Raw genomic sequence first — 15645 nt, 5'->3', positions numbered from 1 at the left:
AGTCGGAGCGGAACTCGTGGGGCTCGTGAGGGCGGGCCGGGGACGCTACAGTGGGCGCCCTTGGAGTCTCCGAGAATGACCTCGCCGTCCCCTGCTGCCCGTCCGCCCGCGGCTCCTTCCCGCGAGGCGGAGCTGACTCGCGCCGAGACCGAGCTGTCCTCCCACGAGGCGCGTCTCGCCGAGCAACTCGCCCGTGCCGCCGCCGAGGCCTCCGCCCTGGCCCAACGGCTGAACCAGACGCGCGCCGCATTGGAGCGCGTGCAGGCCGAGCCCGACGCGGACCCGTCGCTGGGCGAACAGGCCGCGCAATTGGACGCGGCGGTGGTGCCGCCCCTGGACGTGGAAGCCCCGCGCGAGCGGGCGCTGGCGGCGCGTCAGGCGGCGCTGGAGGCCCGGCGTAGAGCAGGCCAGGAGATGCAGGCCGCGCTGAAGGCCCACCAGGAGCAGGCCGCGCAGGTAGCGCGCGCGGTGGCCGACGCGGAGACGGTGGTGAAGCTCCAGGTGGAGGCCGCGGCGGCTCGCACCCGGGCCAGGCAGGAGGCGGCGGCTCGGGCGCAGCAGGAGGCCGCGAGGGCGCGTCAGGCGGAGCAGGCCCGGGCGCGCGGGACGCCGACCGCGCCGGCTCCGGCGGTTCCGCCCGCCATGATTCCGAAGGGCGCGCGGCCCTCGGGGTCCGAGAGCTCGGTGGACGCACGGCGCAACGGGCGGGTGCGGATGCACACGTCCATCGACATGCGCAGCGACTCGAACTTCTTCACCGGCTTCTCGATGGACATCAGCGAGGGCGGCGTCTTCATCGCCACGGTGGACCCGGTGCCGCGCGGCACGCAGGTGGAGCTGGACTTCACGCTGCCCGGCGGCCGGCCGATGAAGGTGACGGGCGTGGTGCGCTGGGTGCGCGAGTCCAACCCCCGCACTCCGGAGCTGATGCCCGGCGTGGGTGTGCAGTTCACCGGCCTCGCCTCCGAGGTGGCCCACGCCATCTCCACCTTCGTCACCACGCGAGACCCGATGTTCTTCCCGGACTGAGCGACGATTCGCGCGTCCATCCGTCCGCTATTCGACCGGTTCCCGCTGCACACAAACAACCTTCGGGACTATCCTTCGCAAAAGCCAGACAATGCGAGGGGACGTCATGGCGCGAGCCATTGCAGCGACGCAGAAGGGGTCGATACTGGCATGAGTACGCCCACCCGGAGCTCCACCGTCACCGTCGCCCGGCCGCCACGCTGGGATTCGCGCCGCCGCTCCGAAGCCGCGGACACCGCCTCCACCGAGCCGGTGCCTTCCACCGCCGAAGCCGCCCCGCCCTCCGTGGACAAGGTCAACCTCGCCGAGAAGCTCGCCCTCTTCTCCGAGCACTGGTCTCCCAAGGTCGTCGGAGACCTGAACGGCCAGCAGGTGAAGCTGGTCAAGCTCCAGGGCCCCTTCGTCTGGCACCACCATGACGCCGAGGACGAGCTGTTCCTCGTCCTCCACGGCCACCTGCGCATGGAGCTGAAGGACCGCGTGGTGGACGTAAAGCCCGGCGAGTTCATCATCATCCCCCGCGGCGTCGAGCACCGGCCCGTGGCCGAGGAAGAGGTCCACGTCCTCCTCTTCGAGCCCGCCTCCACCCTCAACACCGGCAACGTCCGCGGCGAGCGGACCGTCGAGAACCTGCAGCGGCTCTGAGCCGACGGGCTCCGAGCCGTGAGCCCCTGAACCGTCCCGCCCGTGCGGCACTCGGGCAGGCGAGCCTCCGGGCTCCCGGGTGTCGGTGGATTCCTCACCAGCAGCCCACAGCGCACCTTTGCTCCGGACCCGAGCGGCCCCCCAGAGGGCCCCACGCCGAGGAGCCGGAGCGATGCGCATCCACCACCTGAACTGCACCACCATGTGCCCGCCTGGTCGCCGGCTGATGGACGGGCGGAAGGGCTTCGCCGGGCCGGCGGCACTCACCTGCCACTGCCTACTGGTGGAAGGCTCTCGCGGCCTCATCCTCGTGGACACCGGCTTCGGCCTGCAGGACGTGCTGCACCCGCGCCCGCGCCTCGCGCCGCTGTTCCTCGACGTGCTGTGCCGGCCCCGCCTCATCGAGGAGTCCACCGCCATCCGTCAAATCGAGCGGCTCGGCTTCAAGCCCGAGGACGTGCGCGACATCGTCCTCACGCACCTCGACTTCGACCATGCCGGCGGCCTGGACGACTTCCCGCACGCGCGAGTGCACCTGCTCGCGGACGAGTACCTCCAGGCCAGCGCGCAGGCCACGCCGCTGGACAGGCGCCGCTTCCGCCCGCTGCAGTGGATTCACGAGGAGAACTGGGTGACGTACCCCACCGGCGGCGGCGCGGACCGCTGGTTCGGCTTCGAGTGCGTGCGCGACTTGAAGGGCCTGCCGCCGGAAATCCTGCTGGTGCCGCTGGTGGGGCACACGCTGGGGCACGCGGGCGTGGCCATCCAGTCCGATGACGGCTGGCTGCTGCACGCCGGAGACGCGTACTTCTACCACGGCGAGATGGACCCGGACCGGTACCGCTGCACGCCGGGCCTGCGCTTCTACCAGAAGCTCATGCAGAAGGACGGGTACATGCGCTGGCACAACCTGCGCCGCCTGCGCGAGCTGGTGCAGTTCCATGGCCGCGACGTCACCGTGTTCTGCGCGCACGACTCGCTGGAGTTCGAGCTGCTCGAGGAGCGCGAGAAGGCCCCCGGCGAGTCCCCGCTGCGCAGCTTCCTCGCGCCCCAGACGGAGTCCACGCTGCACGTGTGAGCCGCCCTGGGCTCACGCCGGCTCCGGTGGCCCCGGATGCTCCACGTCCGGGCCCAGCTCCGCGCCGGGTTGCATCAACGGCAGCTCCACCACGAAGCACGCGCCCTCGCCCGGCGTGCTCTCCACGCGGATGATGCCGCCGTGCGCCTCCACCAACTGCCGGACGATGTAGAGCCCCAGGCCGAAGCCCGCGTGCTTGCCGGCGGAGGGCTCGCGCTCGAAGCGGTTGAAGATGCGTCGCTGTGATTCGAGGGCGATGCCCTGCCCCTGGTCCCTCACCCGCAGCCGAGCCCGTTGCCCCACCGTGCGCTCCACGCGCACCTCCACCGGGCGCCCCTTGCCGAACTTCAGCGCGTTGGAGAGCAGGTTCGTCACCACCCGGTCCAACCGCAGCCGGTCCCACCGCCCCACCAGCCCCAGCTCCGCGTCGAATATCAGCTTGCAGCCCGCCTCCTCCGCCTGCTCCGCGAAGCGCTCCACCACCTCGTGCGCCAGCTCCGCCAGGTCCACCGGCGCCACGTCCAGCACCAGCTTCCCCGACGACAGCCGCGACAGGTCCAACAGGTTGTGAAGGAGCTGCCCCAGCCGTTGCGTCTGCTTCAGCGCCGTGCCCAGCCCCTCGCGCAGCTTGTCGCTTCCCGGTGGCAGCTCCATGCGGTGCAGCCGGCGCAGCAGCAGTTGCAGCGTGTTGAGCGGGTTGCCCAAATCGTGCGCCGCCACGCCGATGAGCTCCACCGCGTCCTGTGCCTCACGGAACAGCCGCGCGTTGTCCAGCGCCAGCGCCGCGCGTCCCGCCAGCTCCTCCACGAAGACCTGGTCCGTCGCAGTCAGCCGCCGGTCCGGAGAAATGGACAGCAGCACGAAGACGCCGCGCGTCTGCTCGCCCACGCGCAGCGGCACCGCGAGATACGAGTGAAGGCCCAGCTTCTGCATCACCGACAAGTGGTCCGGGCCCGACGCGCCACGGACCAGCATCTCGGGCGGGAGGACGCTGACCAGCTCCGAGCGCCCCGAGCGCAGGACCTCCCAGACGCCACCCGGTGCCTCGGAAGGCGGCGGGTAGCGCCGCACCAAATCCAAGAACCACTGCTCCCTGTCCGCATCCGCATGCTTCACGGAGCGCGGCATGAGCTCGCCCGACGGCGTGAGGAGGTAGAGGATGCACACGTCGGCGACCTCGGGGACCATCAGCCGCGCCAGCTCCGCCACCGTCAGGTCCGGGTCCAGGAACTGGTGGAACAGGCGCCCGGCCTCCGCGAGCAGCCGCTGCGTCTGCTCCGTCCTGCGGCGCTCGGTGATGTCGCGCGAGACGTGCGCGAAGCCCTGCAGCCGTCCATTCGAGTCATGCAACGCGGTGATGATGGCCTCCGCGAGGAAGCGCGTGCCGTCCTTGCGCACGCGCCACCCTTCCGTGCGCAGCCGCCCGTCCCTCCGGGCCCGCGCCAGGTCCATCTCCGGCTGCCCCGCGCGCACGGCCTCGGGCGGGTAGAAGATGGATGCGAACCTGCCCAGGACTTCGCGCTCGCTGTAGCCCTTGATGCGCTGCGCGCCCGGGTTCCAGCTCGCCACGCGGCCCTGCGCGTCGAGCAGGTAGATGGCGTAGTCCTGCACGCCCTCCACGAGCGACTGGAAGCGGCGGGCGCTGACCTCGGCCTCGCGCTGGAGCGGGCGCAGCCGCCGCGTCAGCACCCACGCCAGCACCGCGGCCACCGTCAGCCCCAGTCCCGCCGCGAGGAGGATGAGCACGAGGACGCGCTCGTCCGCATCCACCGCCTCCTGGATGCCCCGTGACAGGCGCTCCTCGCTGCGCTCCGCGAGGAGCCTCAGGGCATCGAAGGCGCGCTGGCGCGTCTGGCCCACGCGCTCCTCGAAGATTTTCTCCAACTGCTTGCGGTCGAGGCGGTTGTCCGCGGCCGTCACCAGTGTCTGGACGGCCTCCTCATGCTCCAACTCCGCGTGGACGGCGGACTCCAGCAGCGCGGCCACGGGCTCGCCGTCGAGGCGCGGCTTGAGCCGCTCGTACGTGGCGATGAAGCGCTGGCGCGCGATGGACATGTCCTGCTCGAAGAGCGGGTCTCCGGACAACGCGTAGCCGCGCCCGCTGGAGACCTTGTCGCTGAAGGCGCGGCGCAGGCGCTCCACCTCCAGCAGGTCCATGGAGAGGTCGAGGATGCGGGCCTTGTTGTTGCTCCGCACGGACAACAGCGCCACCACCGAGGTGCCCGCCAGGACGAGCGCCACCAGCAGCAGGGCGAAGAAGCCCGCGCCAATGCGCTGCGTGAACGTCCACGGGCGCCCCACTCCGCCTCCCCCTGGTTGCTGCAACGTCCGGCTCGGCCGCGAGCAAGGTGGAGGGCGCGACGCCCCACGCCCAGCCGTGCCACCGGGTGGCGCAGTGTCGGCGAGTGGGCGCTGCGGGGCCGCGCGCGTCTGTCCACCCGTCACCAGACGCGTCGCGTGGGTGCTGGGCACGAAGCGCGCGCGACACCACGTTGTGACGCGGGCGGCGGTTTCCGGGTGCGGCGGGCGGACATGCGGAGCGAAGGACGTCGGGCGGCGTGGTTCTGGGCGTGTTTCCTGTCGCTGTGGGCGGCGTGCACCGACACGCGGGCCACCCAGGACGCAGCCGACTCCCGGCAGCGCTCCCACTGCGAGCCCATGACGTGCGCCTCGCAGGGCATGGACTGCGGCATCGCCATCGACGGCTGCGGCGGCACGCTGGACTGCGGCACCTGCCCCGAAGGGCAGACGTGCGGAGGCGGCGGCCGTCACAACGTGTGCTCCGACGGCCCCTGCGTGCCCGTCACCTGCGAGTCCCTCGGAAGCAACTGCGGACAGGTGTCGGACGGATGCAGTGGGGTGCTCGACTGCGGCACGTGCGAGGCGCCCGAGACGTGTGGCGGCGCGGGCACGCCGAATGTCTGCGGTCAGCCTCCGTGCGTTCCGGACACCTGCGCGGCACTGGGAAAGAACTGCGGCACCGTGCCGGATGGGTGCGGCGGCACGATGGAGTGTGGTGCCTGTGGCCCGGGACAGACGTGCGGCGGTGGCGGTGCGCCCAACGTGTGCGGCGCGGATGCCTGCGTCCCCGCGACGTGCGCGTCGCTGGGCAAGAACTGCGGGCCCGTGTCCGACGGCTGCGGCGGCATGCTCGAGTGCGGCACGTGTCCTGAAGGACAGACATGCGGCGGGGACTCGGTGCCAAACGTGTGCGGAGGCGGCGTGTGTACTCCGGCCACGTGTGAGTCATTGGGAAGGAACTGCGGCAGCCTGCCGGACGGCTGTGGCGGGCTGCTGTCCTGCGGCACCTGTGCTTTTGGACAGACGTGCGGCGGAGGCGGCGAGCCCAACGTCTGCGGCGGCGGCGCGTGCACGAAGGCCACGTGTGAGTCATTGGGACGGAGCTGCGGCTCGGTACCCGACGGGTGCGGCGGCGTGCTCGACTGCGGCGGGTGCAGCGGGCCCGAGACGTGCGGCGGAGCGGGCGTGCCCAACGTCTGCGGCAGGCCGCCCTGCACTCCGACGACGTGCGAGGCGCTGGGGAAGAACTGCGGCACCGTACCGGACGGGTGCGGCGGCTCGCTGGACTGCGGCACATGCGCGGCGGGACAGACGTGCGGGAGCGGAGGCACGGCCAACGTCTGCGGCGCGTCCGCGTGCCGGCCGTATACCTGTGGCCTGCTCGGGAAGAACTGCGGCTCGGTACCCGATGGGTGCGGAGGCACACTGGACTGCGGCACGTGCACGGCGCCCGAGGCTTGCGGTGCCACGGGCGTACCCAATGTCTGTGCCTCCACGCAAGCCCTCTGCGTGGACAGGGACCTCGGCAATGCGCTGCCGGTGACGGTGAAGGGCTCCACGGCGTACGCGGGAGATGACCACGTGGCCACGTGCGGGGGCCGGCCCGCACCGGACCGGGGCTTCCGCTGGACGGCGCCGAAGAGCGGCACCTTCACCTTCGACACGGCACGCTCGGCGCTGCGCTCACTGATTTCCGTACGTCGCGACGGATGCGGCGGCAAGGAGCTGGCGTGCGCCATGGACGGCGTCAGCTACGGCGGCGGCGCGCGCGTCACGGTACCGCTGGAGCAGGGACAGTCCGTGCTCGTCGTCGCGGACTCGCCGAGCAGCGACCGCTTCAGCGCGGGCTACTTCGAGCTGCACATCGACGAGCTGCGCGCGAGCGAGGCCGGCGCCTGCTTCGACAACATGGACAACGACGGGGACCGCTGGGTGGACTGCGCGGACACGGACTGCCATGGCACACCGGGCTGCGGTGGACGCGGCTGCGCGCACCACGACCTGGGCAGCGCGCTGCCCGTCACCTTCCTGGGGGAGACGGCGGGTTCCGGAGACGGCTTCCAGGGCACGTGCGGCGCGCTCATGCAGCAGGACCGCGCGCACCTGTGGACGGCGCCGCGCGCGGGCACCTTCGTCTTCGACACCTCGCCGGGCGGCTGGGGCAACGCGCTCTATGTCCTCACCGGATGCCGGGGCACGGAGCTGGGCTGCGATTCCAATCCGAACGCCAACGCTCAAAGCTCGCCCGCGGTGAAGCTGGAGCTGGAGCAGGGCCAGACGGTGCTGGTGGTGGTGGACGGCCTGGCCAACCCGGACCAGGACACGCCCATCCGCTACACGCTCCACATCAGCGAGTACGCGCCCACGGAAGCGGGCCACTGCACGGACGGCGCGGACAACGACGCGGATGGGAAGGCGGACGCCGCGGATTCGGACTGCCGCGAGTGAGGCCGGGCCTGCCAGGAGGACAGGCGCTCAGCCCTCGGACGAGGGCGTGGCCGCGGGCGCGCCACCGGCCGGAGCCCCACTCTCGGGCGCGGCGAAGGTGCCGGTGGACGGGTCCACGGACCAGGCGGAGAACTTGTGCTGCGTCACGTCGCGCAGCTTTCCGTCCTCGTAGCAGACCCGGTAGATGAGGAACTGCGGGTTGATGAAGTTGGGCTGGCCGTAGCGGTAGCACTCGGCGCCGCGGTCGTCGCGCTCCAGGGTAATCGGGCGGCCGAGCAGGGCCACCACCTGGTCCGTCGTCATGCCGCCGCGCACGGACTTGATGCCGTTCGGGGTGATGAGGCGGAAGGTGTGCTCCTCGTTCTTCGCCAGGGCCCAGAAGCCTACACCCAGCGCCACCGGCACCAGGGCCGCCAGCAGCGCCATGGCCCAGCGGCCTCGCGGCGCCGGCCGGCCCTCCTGGAAGGCCGTGAAGAGGCCCGAGGCATCCGATTGCGAGGGAACGGCCTTCAACGGGGATTCTGTCGCGCTCACGTCGCCTGACATGCGGACCTCACAACACGGATGCAAGAAAGTCCACGCCACCCCACCTTTCCTACTGGCCTCCCACCACCCGAGGACTAGATGGCCTGGAGGCCTGCCTCCCCAGGTCACAGGGAAGTTTCAAAAGCAGGGTCACGCAACTGCTACATCGTCCCCATAAGGCGTTCAAGAGGAGCAACGGAATCATGGCGAAGCGCGGTGGCGGGCGTGGTGTCACCCAGAAGCCAGTGGAGCGAGATGTCCTCCCCGCTGGCACGGAAGTGGTGGACACAGAGCTGTTCTTCAACCGCGAGCTGTCCTGGCTGGCCTTCAACGACCGGGTGCTGCAGCTCGCCGAGTCTCCGGACATCCCCCTGCTGGAGCGCCTGAAGTTCATCTCCATCTACGCGCGCAACCTGGACGAGTTCTTCATGATTCGCGTCGCGCGCCTGCACGAGCAGGTGCGCGGCAACGTGGCGCGGCTCGTGCCGGACGGCGCGTCGCCGAGCACCACCCTCGACAAGCTGCACCAGGGCATCTTCGAGCAGGGCCAGCGCCACGCGGACTGCTTCGAGAAGGTGCTGCGCCCCGCGCTGGCGGAGAAGGGCCTGCGCATCCTCTCCGCGAAGGATTTGGACGCCGAGCAGCGCCAGCAGGTGGACCAGCGCTTCCGCGAGCAGATATTCCCCGTGCTCACCCCGCTGGCCATTGGCCTGGGGCGGCACTTCCCCTACATCTCCAACCTGTCGCTCAGCCTCGCGGTGCTGCTGAGAGACCCGGAGGCGGACGAGGAGAGCGTGGCGCGGGTGAAGGTGCCCAAGGAGCTGATTCCCCGCTTCCTGCCGCTGAAGGGCAACGTCTTCGTCCCGCTGGAGGAGGTCATCGCGCAGCACCTGGCGGACCTCTTCCCCGGCATGCAGGTGCTGTCGTGGGGCGTCTTCCGCGTCACGCGCGACGCGGACTTCACCGTGTCCGAGGACGCCGAGGATTTGCTCAAGGCGGTGGAGACGGAATTGCGCCAGCGCCGCTTCGGCGACGTCATCCGGCTGGAGGTGCAGGCCGGCATGCCCCCCAAGCTGCTGGAGCCGCTGGTGGAGGCGCTGGGGCTGGAGCAGCGGCAGGTGTACGAGGAGCGCGGGCTCGTAGGCCTGTCTGATTTGGCGGCCATCGCCTTCGGGCCCGGCTTCCCGGAGCTGAAGGACCCGCCGTGGGCGCCCGTCACCCAGCCGCGCCTGCGTCCGGACGCGGACGTGCAGGACGGCGGCACGGTGCTGTCCGCGATGCGCCGCGGGGACTTGCTCGTCCACCATCCGTATGAGTCCTTCGGCTCCTCCGTGGAGCGCTTCGTCACCGAGGCGGTGGCGGACCCGGACGTGCTGGCCATCAAACAGACGGTGTACCGCACGTCGGACAGCTCTCCGCTGGTGCCCGCGCTGATTACGGCGACGGAGAACGGCAAGCAGGCCGTGTGCATGGTGGAGCTCAAGGCGCGCTTCGACGAGCGCACCAACATCAAGTGGGCCAACGCGCTGGAAGAGGCGGGCGTCCACGTGGTGTATGGGATTCCGTCGCTGAAGACACACGCGAAGGCCATCCTCATCGTCCGGCGCGAGGGCGAGCGGGTGCGGCACTACGTGCACATCGGCACGGGCAACTACAACCCGAAGACGGCGCGCCTCTACACGGACCTGGGGCTCTTCACGAGGGACCCGGACATCGGCGCGGACGTGGCGGACGTGTTCAACTACCTCACCGGCTTCGGGCGGCCGAAGACGTTCCGCAAGCTGCTGGTGGCGCCGCTCAACATGCGCGAGGGGCTGCTGGAGGAAATCAAACGCACCATCATGGCGCACACGCTGGAGCGCCCGGCGCGCATCCAGATGAAGATGAACGCGCTGGTGGACCCCATCATCATCCGCGCGCTGTATGACGCGTCTCGAGCCGGAGTGAAGGTGGAGCTCAACGTGCGCGGCATCTGCTGCCTGCGCCCGGGAGTGCCCGGCGTGTCCGAGAACATCCGCGTGGTGTCCCTGCTCGGCCGCTTCCTGGAGCACTCGCGCGTGTACTTCTTCGAGCGGGGCGCGGAGACGCGCTGCTACATCGGCTCGGCGGACCTGATGCCACGCAACCTGGACCACCGCGTGGAGGTCCTCGCGCCGGTGGAGGACCCCATGCTGGCCGCGCAGGTGCGCGACATGCTGGACCGCTGCCTCGCGGACAACTCCGGAGCGTGGGAGCTCGCGGCCGACGGCTCGTGGAAGCGCCGCACCCCGCCGTCTCCCAACGAGAAGCGCTCCGCCCAGAGCGAGATGATGGAGCGCGCCACGCGCATGGCGCAGTTCCAGGGCGGCCGGCCGCTGCCGTGATGGGGCGTCACACCCGTCGGCGCAGGGGCTCACGCGCGGCGAGCCACGTGCGGGGAATGGAGGCGTGGCCCGCGCTCAGGGCGACGATGCCGCCGACCATGGCGCAGGTGGTGTCCCTGTCTCCGAAGCCCGCCACCGTGCACCAGAGGGCCTCCTCGTAGGAGTCGAGGTGCCGGGCCGCGCACCACACGGCGAAGGGCACGGTGTCCTCGGAGAGCACCTTCTGCCCGCTGCCCAGCGTGCGCGCCGCCGAGGAGGGCGTGGCATCCAGCGGCCAGGCCCGGGCCTGCTCCAATCCCTGACGCGTCGTCCCAGCGGGTGTGGCGTCCAGCACGAAGTCGAAGAGCTGCTGCGCGGTACCGCGCGTCTCCGGCCACTGACATGCCCACGCGGCGGCGACCGCGATGGCGATGGCGCCCGCCTGTCCCTCCGGGTGCATGTGCGTCACCTCCGAGGACGCGCGCGCCTCGGAGGCGACTCGGGCCAGGTCCCCCGCGAAGTACGCCCCCAGCGGAGCCACGCGCATGGCCGCGCCGTTGCCCATGGAGCCCTGGCCTTCGAACACCTCTGAGGACACCTCACGCCAGGGCAGGCCGAGGCCTATCTTCTGCAGGATGTCGTGCGCGGTGCCGCCATAGCCACGGTTCTTGTCGCGGCGGTAGCGCTTCGCGAAGAGCAGCGCCAGGGCGTCCGTGTCGATGTGGCCGTGGTCCTCCAGCACCTGGACCACGGACAGCGCCATCTCCGTGTCGTCGGTGCAGGCCCACGGCGCGCGGGGCAGGACACGCTGCTCCACCAGCGGCTGCACCACCTCGTGCCGTCCGAAGAAGCGCTCGCCGAAGGCATCCCCAACGGACAGGCCCTCCAACGAGACGAGGGCTCGCGCCAGTCGCGCATCGGAGTCCATGGGCTTCGGGGGGCTATCTCTCATGCGCATGCTCCAGGCATATGGACATTGAGTGCCCGGTCATCACTCCGCCACGTGCCGAGCCTATCCCCTCGCCGCTGCCGTGAAACGGTGACGCCGGTGCCCCCCCTGAAGCGAGCACCGGCGTCCCCAATCACTCACATTTCCTGAGCACGGCTCAGATTTCGTGGGTGAGGTGCTGCAACACTGCCACGCGGTACGTCCGCGGCACCGAGCCGTTGACGCTCAGCGGGCCGAGGAAGGCCGTACCGTCCACGCTGTCGCCGGACGCGGGCGGGGGCGACGGACAGAGGACTGCCTGCGAGCTCTCACCGAGCTCGGGCACTTCGGCGACTTCCGTCGGACCACACGCGCCCAGCAGTAACGCGGAGAGCGCCCAGCGAAACGAATGCACAAGCTTGCCACGCAGAGACTCATTTCCAGAGGAGGAGGAGGGACACGGGGATGTCCCGGAAAACGTGGCGCGCCTTTGCCACACTTGAAGACCTGAATTCAAGTGAGGGCGCTGTTTTTCCGCATCTCTGGAAATGACTCAGGGTCGTTTACACCTCACAACCCGCGGGAGGCGTCTTCCTTGCGGTGTGCTTCGACTTCGTGGACCTCGCGCCAGTCAATCCACCCGGAGCGGGCCGCGTGCCTCGCCGCGGCGGTGGTGTCATCCACGACGAGCAGTTGGCTGCCGGCCTCGCGGATGTCCGCGCCAATCTTCTCCAGCTCCTGCGCGCGGCGCGGATGGCCGGGCACGTTGCGGATGTAGACGCAGAGGATGCGGCCCGGGTACTCGCGGCAGATGGTGCGGTAGTGCTCCGCGTCCTCCTGTCCGCTGTCGCCGATGAGGATGAAGGGCAGGCGCTCCATCGTGTCGAGCAGCCCGCGAATCTTCTCCAGCTTGTGCCCGTGCCCACCGCCCGGCGCGAAGCCGTGGCGAGACAGGCCCCAGTCGCGCAGGAGCAGCGGCCCCGGGGGAATCTTGTGCAGGGCGAGGAACTCGTCGAGGTGCTCGTACAGATTCCACGGGCTGCTGGAGACGTAGAAGATGGGGTTGTCCGCCGCCCCGCCCCGTCCGCCCTGGAGCGCCGCGTAGAAGGCATCCACGCCGGGGAAGGGCAGCCGCACGCGGTGCTCGGTGAGGAAGAGCGCCCACGCGCGCTTCAGCGGATTGGTGACGCCGGTGACGATGACGGTGTCGTCGATGTCGCTGATGACGCCGTACTCCGCGCCGCGCCCCGCCACTCGCACCGGCGCCGCCACGCGGGGCACGCCCTGCGCATCCGGTGACAGCAACTCCAGCTCCACCATGTGCCAGCCGGAGCGCACGCCCTCGGGCGGTGGCACCCACAGCTCGAGGAAGCCCTCCTCGTCGGTGACGCCCTCCCAGCGCTTGTCGCCCCAGCGCACCGCCACGTGCGCGCCGGCGATTTCGCGCGTCATGTAGCGCTTGTAGGAAGCAATCGCGCTGCCCACCAGCGTGTGCCGCTGCTGCGGCGGGCGCACGTGCCTGTCCTCGAGGACGCGGGCCTTGATGACGGCGCGCTCGGCGGTGCCATAGCCCCGGTACGGGAGGATTCGCAGCGGCGGGGCAATGCCCAGCTTCTGACGCAAACCTCGGCTCAGTGCGTCGTAGTGCGCGTCCATGCGGACGGCGAAGCGGTAGAAGGCGGGGAAGAAGTCGGCCATGGCGCGGGGCGTAATGAGAGTCGAATCAGGACTGTAGAGGACTCTGGAGCCCTCGCGGAGCAATCCCACCAGGAGCGACCCCGGGACAACACAACCGGCAACGGGTACAGCATCCGTATCGACAATGCGGTTCCCCCCTCAACCCGGAGGCCTGTCTTGCTGCGTCATCCCACCCGCTGGTTCCTCGCCGTCGCGCTGCTCGCCGGTGCCGTCGCCGTCTCGCAGACCAACCCGAGCATCACCTTCCAGTCGCCGTCGCAGGGCTGGAACGTGTTCGCGTCCTCCAACCCGCTGCCCTACGGGAAGACGGCGGCCATCAACTACAGCATCGACCGCCTCTCCCAGTGCCGTGGTGACATCAACGCCACCACGCCGGGCTGGAGCATCTACGGCTACTACCAGGTGAACGGCGGCCCGGTGCAGAGCTTCTGGGTGGCCGGCCTGAAGTCCGACCCGAGCGCGCCCGCGCCGTCCATTCCGCTCAACACCAAGGGCGACCTGGCCATCTGGTTCCAGAACACCAACCGCTGGGGCTGCCAGGCGTGGGACTCGAACTACGGCAACAACTTCCACTTCAACGTGCAGTGACGTGAAGACGCCGGGAGCGCGAAGAGGGTGTGCCTCTCGCGCTCCCGGGGTTGCGTTGCCTCAGTGGCACCGGGTGACGAGCTCCGCGCGACCGATGGGGCTGTGGCCTTGCGCGAGCAGCCGGCGCGCGGCGAGCACCGACACGCAGTCATCCGTGCTGTGGATGTCGCCGTAGAAGGTGAGCAGCGTGGCCGGGTCCACCACGCGCACGCCGCCGGCCTCCACCGAGGGCACGCGCCGCACGAAGACATCCAGGATGACCTTCCCACCCGCGTCGTGCCGCGCGTAGCGGTAGAAGTGCGTGGACGTGGCGTCGAAGCGCGTCCAGATGCGGTGGTAGCCGCGCGCGGTGAGCACCGGCACGAGCTCGGGGAAGCGCGAGGGCTCCACGAAGAGGTCCACGTCCTTGTGGTCGTGGAAGAGCTTCAGCTCCTCGTGCGGCGGGGCCATGAAGTGCCAGGCCCAGCCTCCCGACACCGTCACCCACGGAGCCAGGGCGCGCACCTCCACTTCGGAGATGCGCAGGCGCTCGGTGTTCCAGGGCTCGTTCGCCCGCTTCGGATTGCGTGGGTCTCCCATGGCGGTGTCCTCCGGTGCGCTGCCCGGACGGAGGCCACGGAAGGCGTCTGACAGTCACATGCCGGCGACGCCCGCGATGCCGGACTTGAAGCGGTAGATGAAGTACGGCGCGTTCGCCGCGATGTGCTCCTTCGACTGGAGCATCATGTGCGGAATGGCGCTGTCCGCCAGGTACACCCAGCCGTCCGGCCCGTGGCTGAGCGCGTCCGCCCAGCGGATGCGCGGCGACTTCACCAGCGTCTCCAGCCGGCCCTGCGGACTCATGCGCAGCACCGCGCCGTGCTCCACGTCGGTGATGAGGACATTGCCCTCCACGTCCGCGCTCAGCCCGTCGTTGAGCGGCTTGCGGCCCACCGCCTGCACACGCTTCTCCAGTTCCATCTCGGTGAGCGACGCGTCCTTCAGGTCGGCGGCGCGCACCCGGTACAGGGTGTCGTGGTTCATCGCCCCGAACCACACCCACTCGCCGGACGGGTCCATGGCAATGCCATCCACACCGGCCTTCAGCGCGGCGAGCCCACCGAAGAAGACCATGTCCTTGATGGGATTGCGGATGATGTAGTCCTGGGGAAAGACAGACACGTGCCCGTCCAGCACGCGGCGCGCGCTCTGCCCGGCCACGTCGTAGACGATGAGCCCCGGCTTGCGCCGCCAGAAGGCCACGTCCGCGATGAACACCGTCTCTCCCTTCGGGTCCACGCGCAGGTCCTGCAGGAGCGAGCCCGGCGGCGCCACGTTGGGTGGGAAGACGACCTCGTGCGCGATGTGGCCCGTGGACAACTCGAAGGCCACGAGCCGCGGCTTGCCCATGCCGTGGTTGCCGTGGTCGATGACCCAGAGCCTGTCCTTCTGGTCGATGGTGATGCCCAGCGGCGTCTCGAAGAGCTTCGCCTGGAGCTCCGCGCTGGGGAACGGCACCGCCTTGCCGTCCACCCACTCGCGCAGCTTCGTGCCCTCGGGGCGGCTCTCCGGGTGGATGGTGAAGAACAGCCGCCCCGTGGAGGACACCGCCACGTTGCCGATGGGCTCCGGACTCTGCGCCGCCACCTCCAGCGCGCTGTCCGGCAACAGCGGCATGCCCGTCACGTCCGGGTACGGCTCACCGCCGCCGTAGCGCAGGCGCAGGCCGCCCGCCGCGAGCACCACCAGCGCGGCCACGCCGCCCACCACCTTGAGCGCCGTCGAGCCCCGGCGCGGACTGCCAGGAGCAGGAGACGGGGACGGAACGGCGGGAGTCGCTGCGGCCATGCGTGCCTCGTGGGAAATGACCTGGAGTCACGTATAAGTGACTGGGAGTCATTCTGTCGAGCCGGCGGACCACCGCGTGGAAGGGCGGACCACCAGCGCGCCGTGAGTACGGAGGCCGGAGCGGGTTGGTTCTGGCACCGCCCTTCAGTCCCTCCCGCCCAGCGTCCGGTCCAGGTTGTACGCGGAGCTGATGAGGGACAGGTGCGTGAGTGCCCATGGAGTGAGGCGCGGCACCT

The 15645-nt window shown here is 70.2% G+C and carries 13 protein-coding genes; 6 read left to right on the top strand and 7 right to left on the bottom strand.

The genetic code is table 11. The features are described from left to right. The first annotated feature begins 75 nt into the window (after window positions 1–75). From ACVTJA_RS00540 to ACVTJA_RS00530, 3 genes are all read left to right on the top strand, one after another. Entirely contained in the window at window positions 76–1029 is a 954-nt protein-coding gene (locus tag ACVTJA_RS00540) for a TIGR02266 family protein (RefSeq protein WP_465832827.1), read from the top strand. A gap of 150 nt (window positions 1030–1179) precedes the next feature. Next, on the top strand, window positions 1180–1674 hold the full coding sequence (locus ACVTJA_RS00535; RefSeq protein WP_465832826.1) for a cupin domain-containing protein: 495 nt from the start codon (window positions 1180–1182) through the stop codon (window positions 1672–1674). 172 nt (window positions 1675–1846) lie between these two features. Further along, window positions 1847–2752 (top strand): MBL fold metallo-hydrolase, encoded by a 906-nt coding sequence (locus ACVTJA_RS00530; RefSeq protein WP_465832824.1) that lies wholly within the window; start codon window positions 1847–1849, stop codon window positions 2750–2752. 12 nt (window positions 2753–2764) lie between these two features. Here ACVTJA_RS00530 and ACVTJA_RS00525 read toward each other — a convergent pair whose 3' ends face one another. Then, window positions 2765–5053: an ATP-binding protein gene (locus ACVTJA_RS00525; protein ID WP_465832822.1), complete on the bottom strand. Its 2289-nt coding sequence runs from the start codon at window positions 5051–5053 to the stop codon at window positions 2765–2767. A 231-nt stretch (window positions 5054–5284) separates the two neighbouring features. Here ACVTJA_RS00525 and ACVTJA_RS00520 point away from each other — a divergent pair, with 231 nt between their 5' ends. Further along, window positions 5285–7501 carry a tryptophan synthase alpha chain gene (locus ACVTJA_RS00520; protein ID WP_465832821.1) on the top strand — a complete coding sequence of 739 codons (2217 nt, stop codon included), beginning with the start codon at window positions 5285–5287 and terminating at the stop codon, window positions 7499–7501. A gap of 27 nt (window positions 7502–7528) precedes the next feature. On the opposite strand, the gene ACVTJA_RS00515 is transcribed toward ACVTJA_RS00520, so the two are convergent. After that, the gene (locus tag ACVTJA_RS00515; RefSeq protein ID WP_465832820.1) at window positions 7529–8047 is read right to left on the bottom strand and encodes a hypothetical protein; all 519 of its coding nucleotides are present in this window, start codon (window positions 8045–8047) and stop codon (window positions 7529–7531) included. A gap of 182 nt (window positions 8048–8229) precedes the next feature. On the opposite strand from ACVTJA_RS00515, the gene ppk1 reads away from it, so the two are divergent. Next, window positions 8230–10389, top strand: coding sequence for a polyphosphate kinase 1 (gene ppk1 / locus ACVTJA_RS00510; RefSeq protein WP_465832818.1), 2160 nt, complete (start codon window positions 8230–8232; stop codon window positions 10387–10389). 7 nt (window positions 10390–10396) lie between these two features. On the opposite strand, the gene ACVTJA_RS00505 is transcribed toward ppk1, so the two are convergent. The 3 genes from ACVTJA_RS00505 to ACVTJA_RS00495 all read right to left on the bottom strand — a co-directional run bounded on the left by ACVTJA_RS00505 (window position 10397) and on the right by ACVTJA_RS00495 (window position 12994). Next, window positions 10397–11320, bottom strand: a complete 924-nt coding sequence (locus ACVTJA_RS00505; protein ID WP_465832816.1) for an ADP-ribosylglycohydrolase family protein — start codon at window positions 11318–11320, stop codon at window positions 10397–10399. A 154-nt stretch (window positions 11321–11474) separates the two neighbouring features. Further along, window positions 11475–11642: a hypothetical protein gene (locus ACVTJA_RS00500; protein ID WP_465832815.1), complete on the bottom strand. Its 168-nt coding sequence runs from the start codon at window positions 11640–11642 to the stop codon at window positions 11475–11477. 224 nt (window positions 11643–11866) lie between these two features. Then, on the bottom strand, window positions 11867–12994 hold the full coding sequence (locus ACVTJA_RS00495) for an App1 family protein (RefSeq protein WP_465832813.1): 1128 nt from the start codon (window positions 12992–12994) through the stop codon (window positions 11867–11869). A gap of 156 nt (window positions 12995–13150) precedes the next feature. Between ACVTJA_RS00495 and ACVTJA_RS00490 the strand changes: the two genes are divergently transcribed. Next, window positions 13151–13582, top strand: coding sequence for a DUF6209 family protein (locus ACVTJA_RS00490; protein WP_465832812.1), 432 nt, complete (start codon window positions 13151–13153; stop codon window positions 13580–13582). A gap of 60 nt (window positions 13583–13642) precedes the next feature. Here the strand turns inward: ACVTJA_RS00490 and ACVTJA_RS00485 are convergent, their stop codons facing one another. Both ACVTJA_RS00485 and ACVTJA_RS00480 read right to left on the bottom strand, forming a co-directional pair. After that, entirely contained in the window at window positions 13643–14161 is a 519-nt protein-coding gene (locus ACVTJA_RS00485; protein WP_465832810.1) for a hypothetical protein, read from the bottom strand. Window positions 14162–14215: 54 nt separating this feature from the next. After that, a complete protein-coding gene (locus tag ACVTJA_RS00480) occupies window positions 14216–15409 on the bottom strand; it encodes an SMP-30/gluconolactonase/LRE family protein (protein WP_465832809.1) in 1194 nt (397 codons plus the stop codon). Window positions 15410–15645: the final 236 nt, after the last annotated feature.

The sequence above is a fragment of the Pyxidicoccus sp. M6 genome, assembly GCF_055568925.1.
The sequence above is the reverse complement of the archived record's forward strand: the minus strand, read 5'-3'. Positions and strand labels throughout refer to the sequence as shown.

Excerpts from the sequence above, each read along its gene's own strand:
- ACVTJA_RS00505 (WP_465832816.1), bottom strand. The coding sequence starts at position 11,320 with ATGAGAGATAGCCCCCCGAAGCCCATGGACTCCGATGCGCGACTGGCG.
- ACVTJA_RS00520 (WP_465832821.1), top strand. The coding sequence starts at position 5,285 with ATGCGGAGCGAAGGACGTCGGGCGGCGTGGTTCTGGGCGTGTTTCCTG.
- ACVTJA_RS00540 (WP_465832827.1), top strand. The coding sequence starts at position 76 with ATGACCTCGCCGTCCCCTGCTGCCCGTCCGCCCGCGGCTCCTTCCCGC.
- ACVTJA_RS00515 (WP_465832820.1), bottom strand. The coding sequence starts at position 8,047 with ATGTCAGGCGACGTGAGCGCGACAGAATCCCCGTTGAAGGCCGTTCCC.
- ACVTJA_RS00535 (WP_465832826.1), top strand. The coding sequence starts at position 1,180 with ATGAGTACGCCCACCCGGAGCTCCACCGTCACCGTCGCCCGGCCGCCA.
- ACVTJA_RS00530 (WP_465832824.1), top strand. The coding sequence starts at position 1,847 with ATGCGCATCCACCACCTGAACTGCACCACCATGTGCCCGCCTGGTCGC.
- ACVTJA_RS00485 (WP_465832810.1), bottom strand. The coding sequence starts at position 14,161 with ATGGGAGACCCACGCAATCCGAAGCGGGCGAACGAGCCCTGGAACACC.
- ACVTJA_RS00480 (WP_465832809.1), bottom strand. The coding sequence starts at position 15,409 with ATGGCCGCAGCGACTCCCGCCGTTCCGTCCCCGTCTCCTGCTCCTGGC.
- ACVTJA_RS00495 (WP_465832813.1), bottom strand. The coding sequence starts at position 12,994 with ATGGCCGACTTCTTCCCCGCCTTCTACCGCTTCGCCGTCCGCATGGAC.
- ppk1 (WP_465832818.1), top strand. The coding sequence starts at position 8,230 with ATGGCGAAGCGCGGTGGCGGGCGTGGTGTCACCCAGAAGCCAGTGGAG.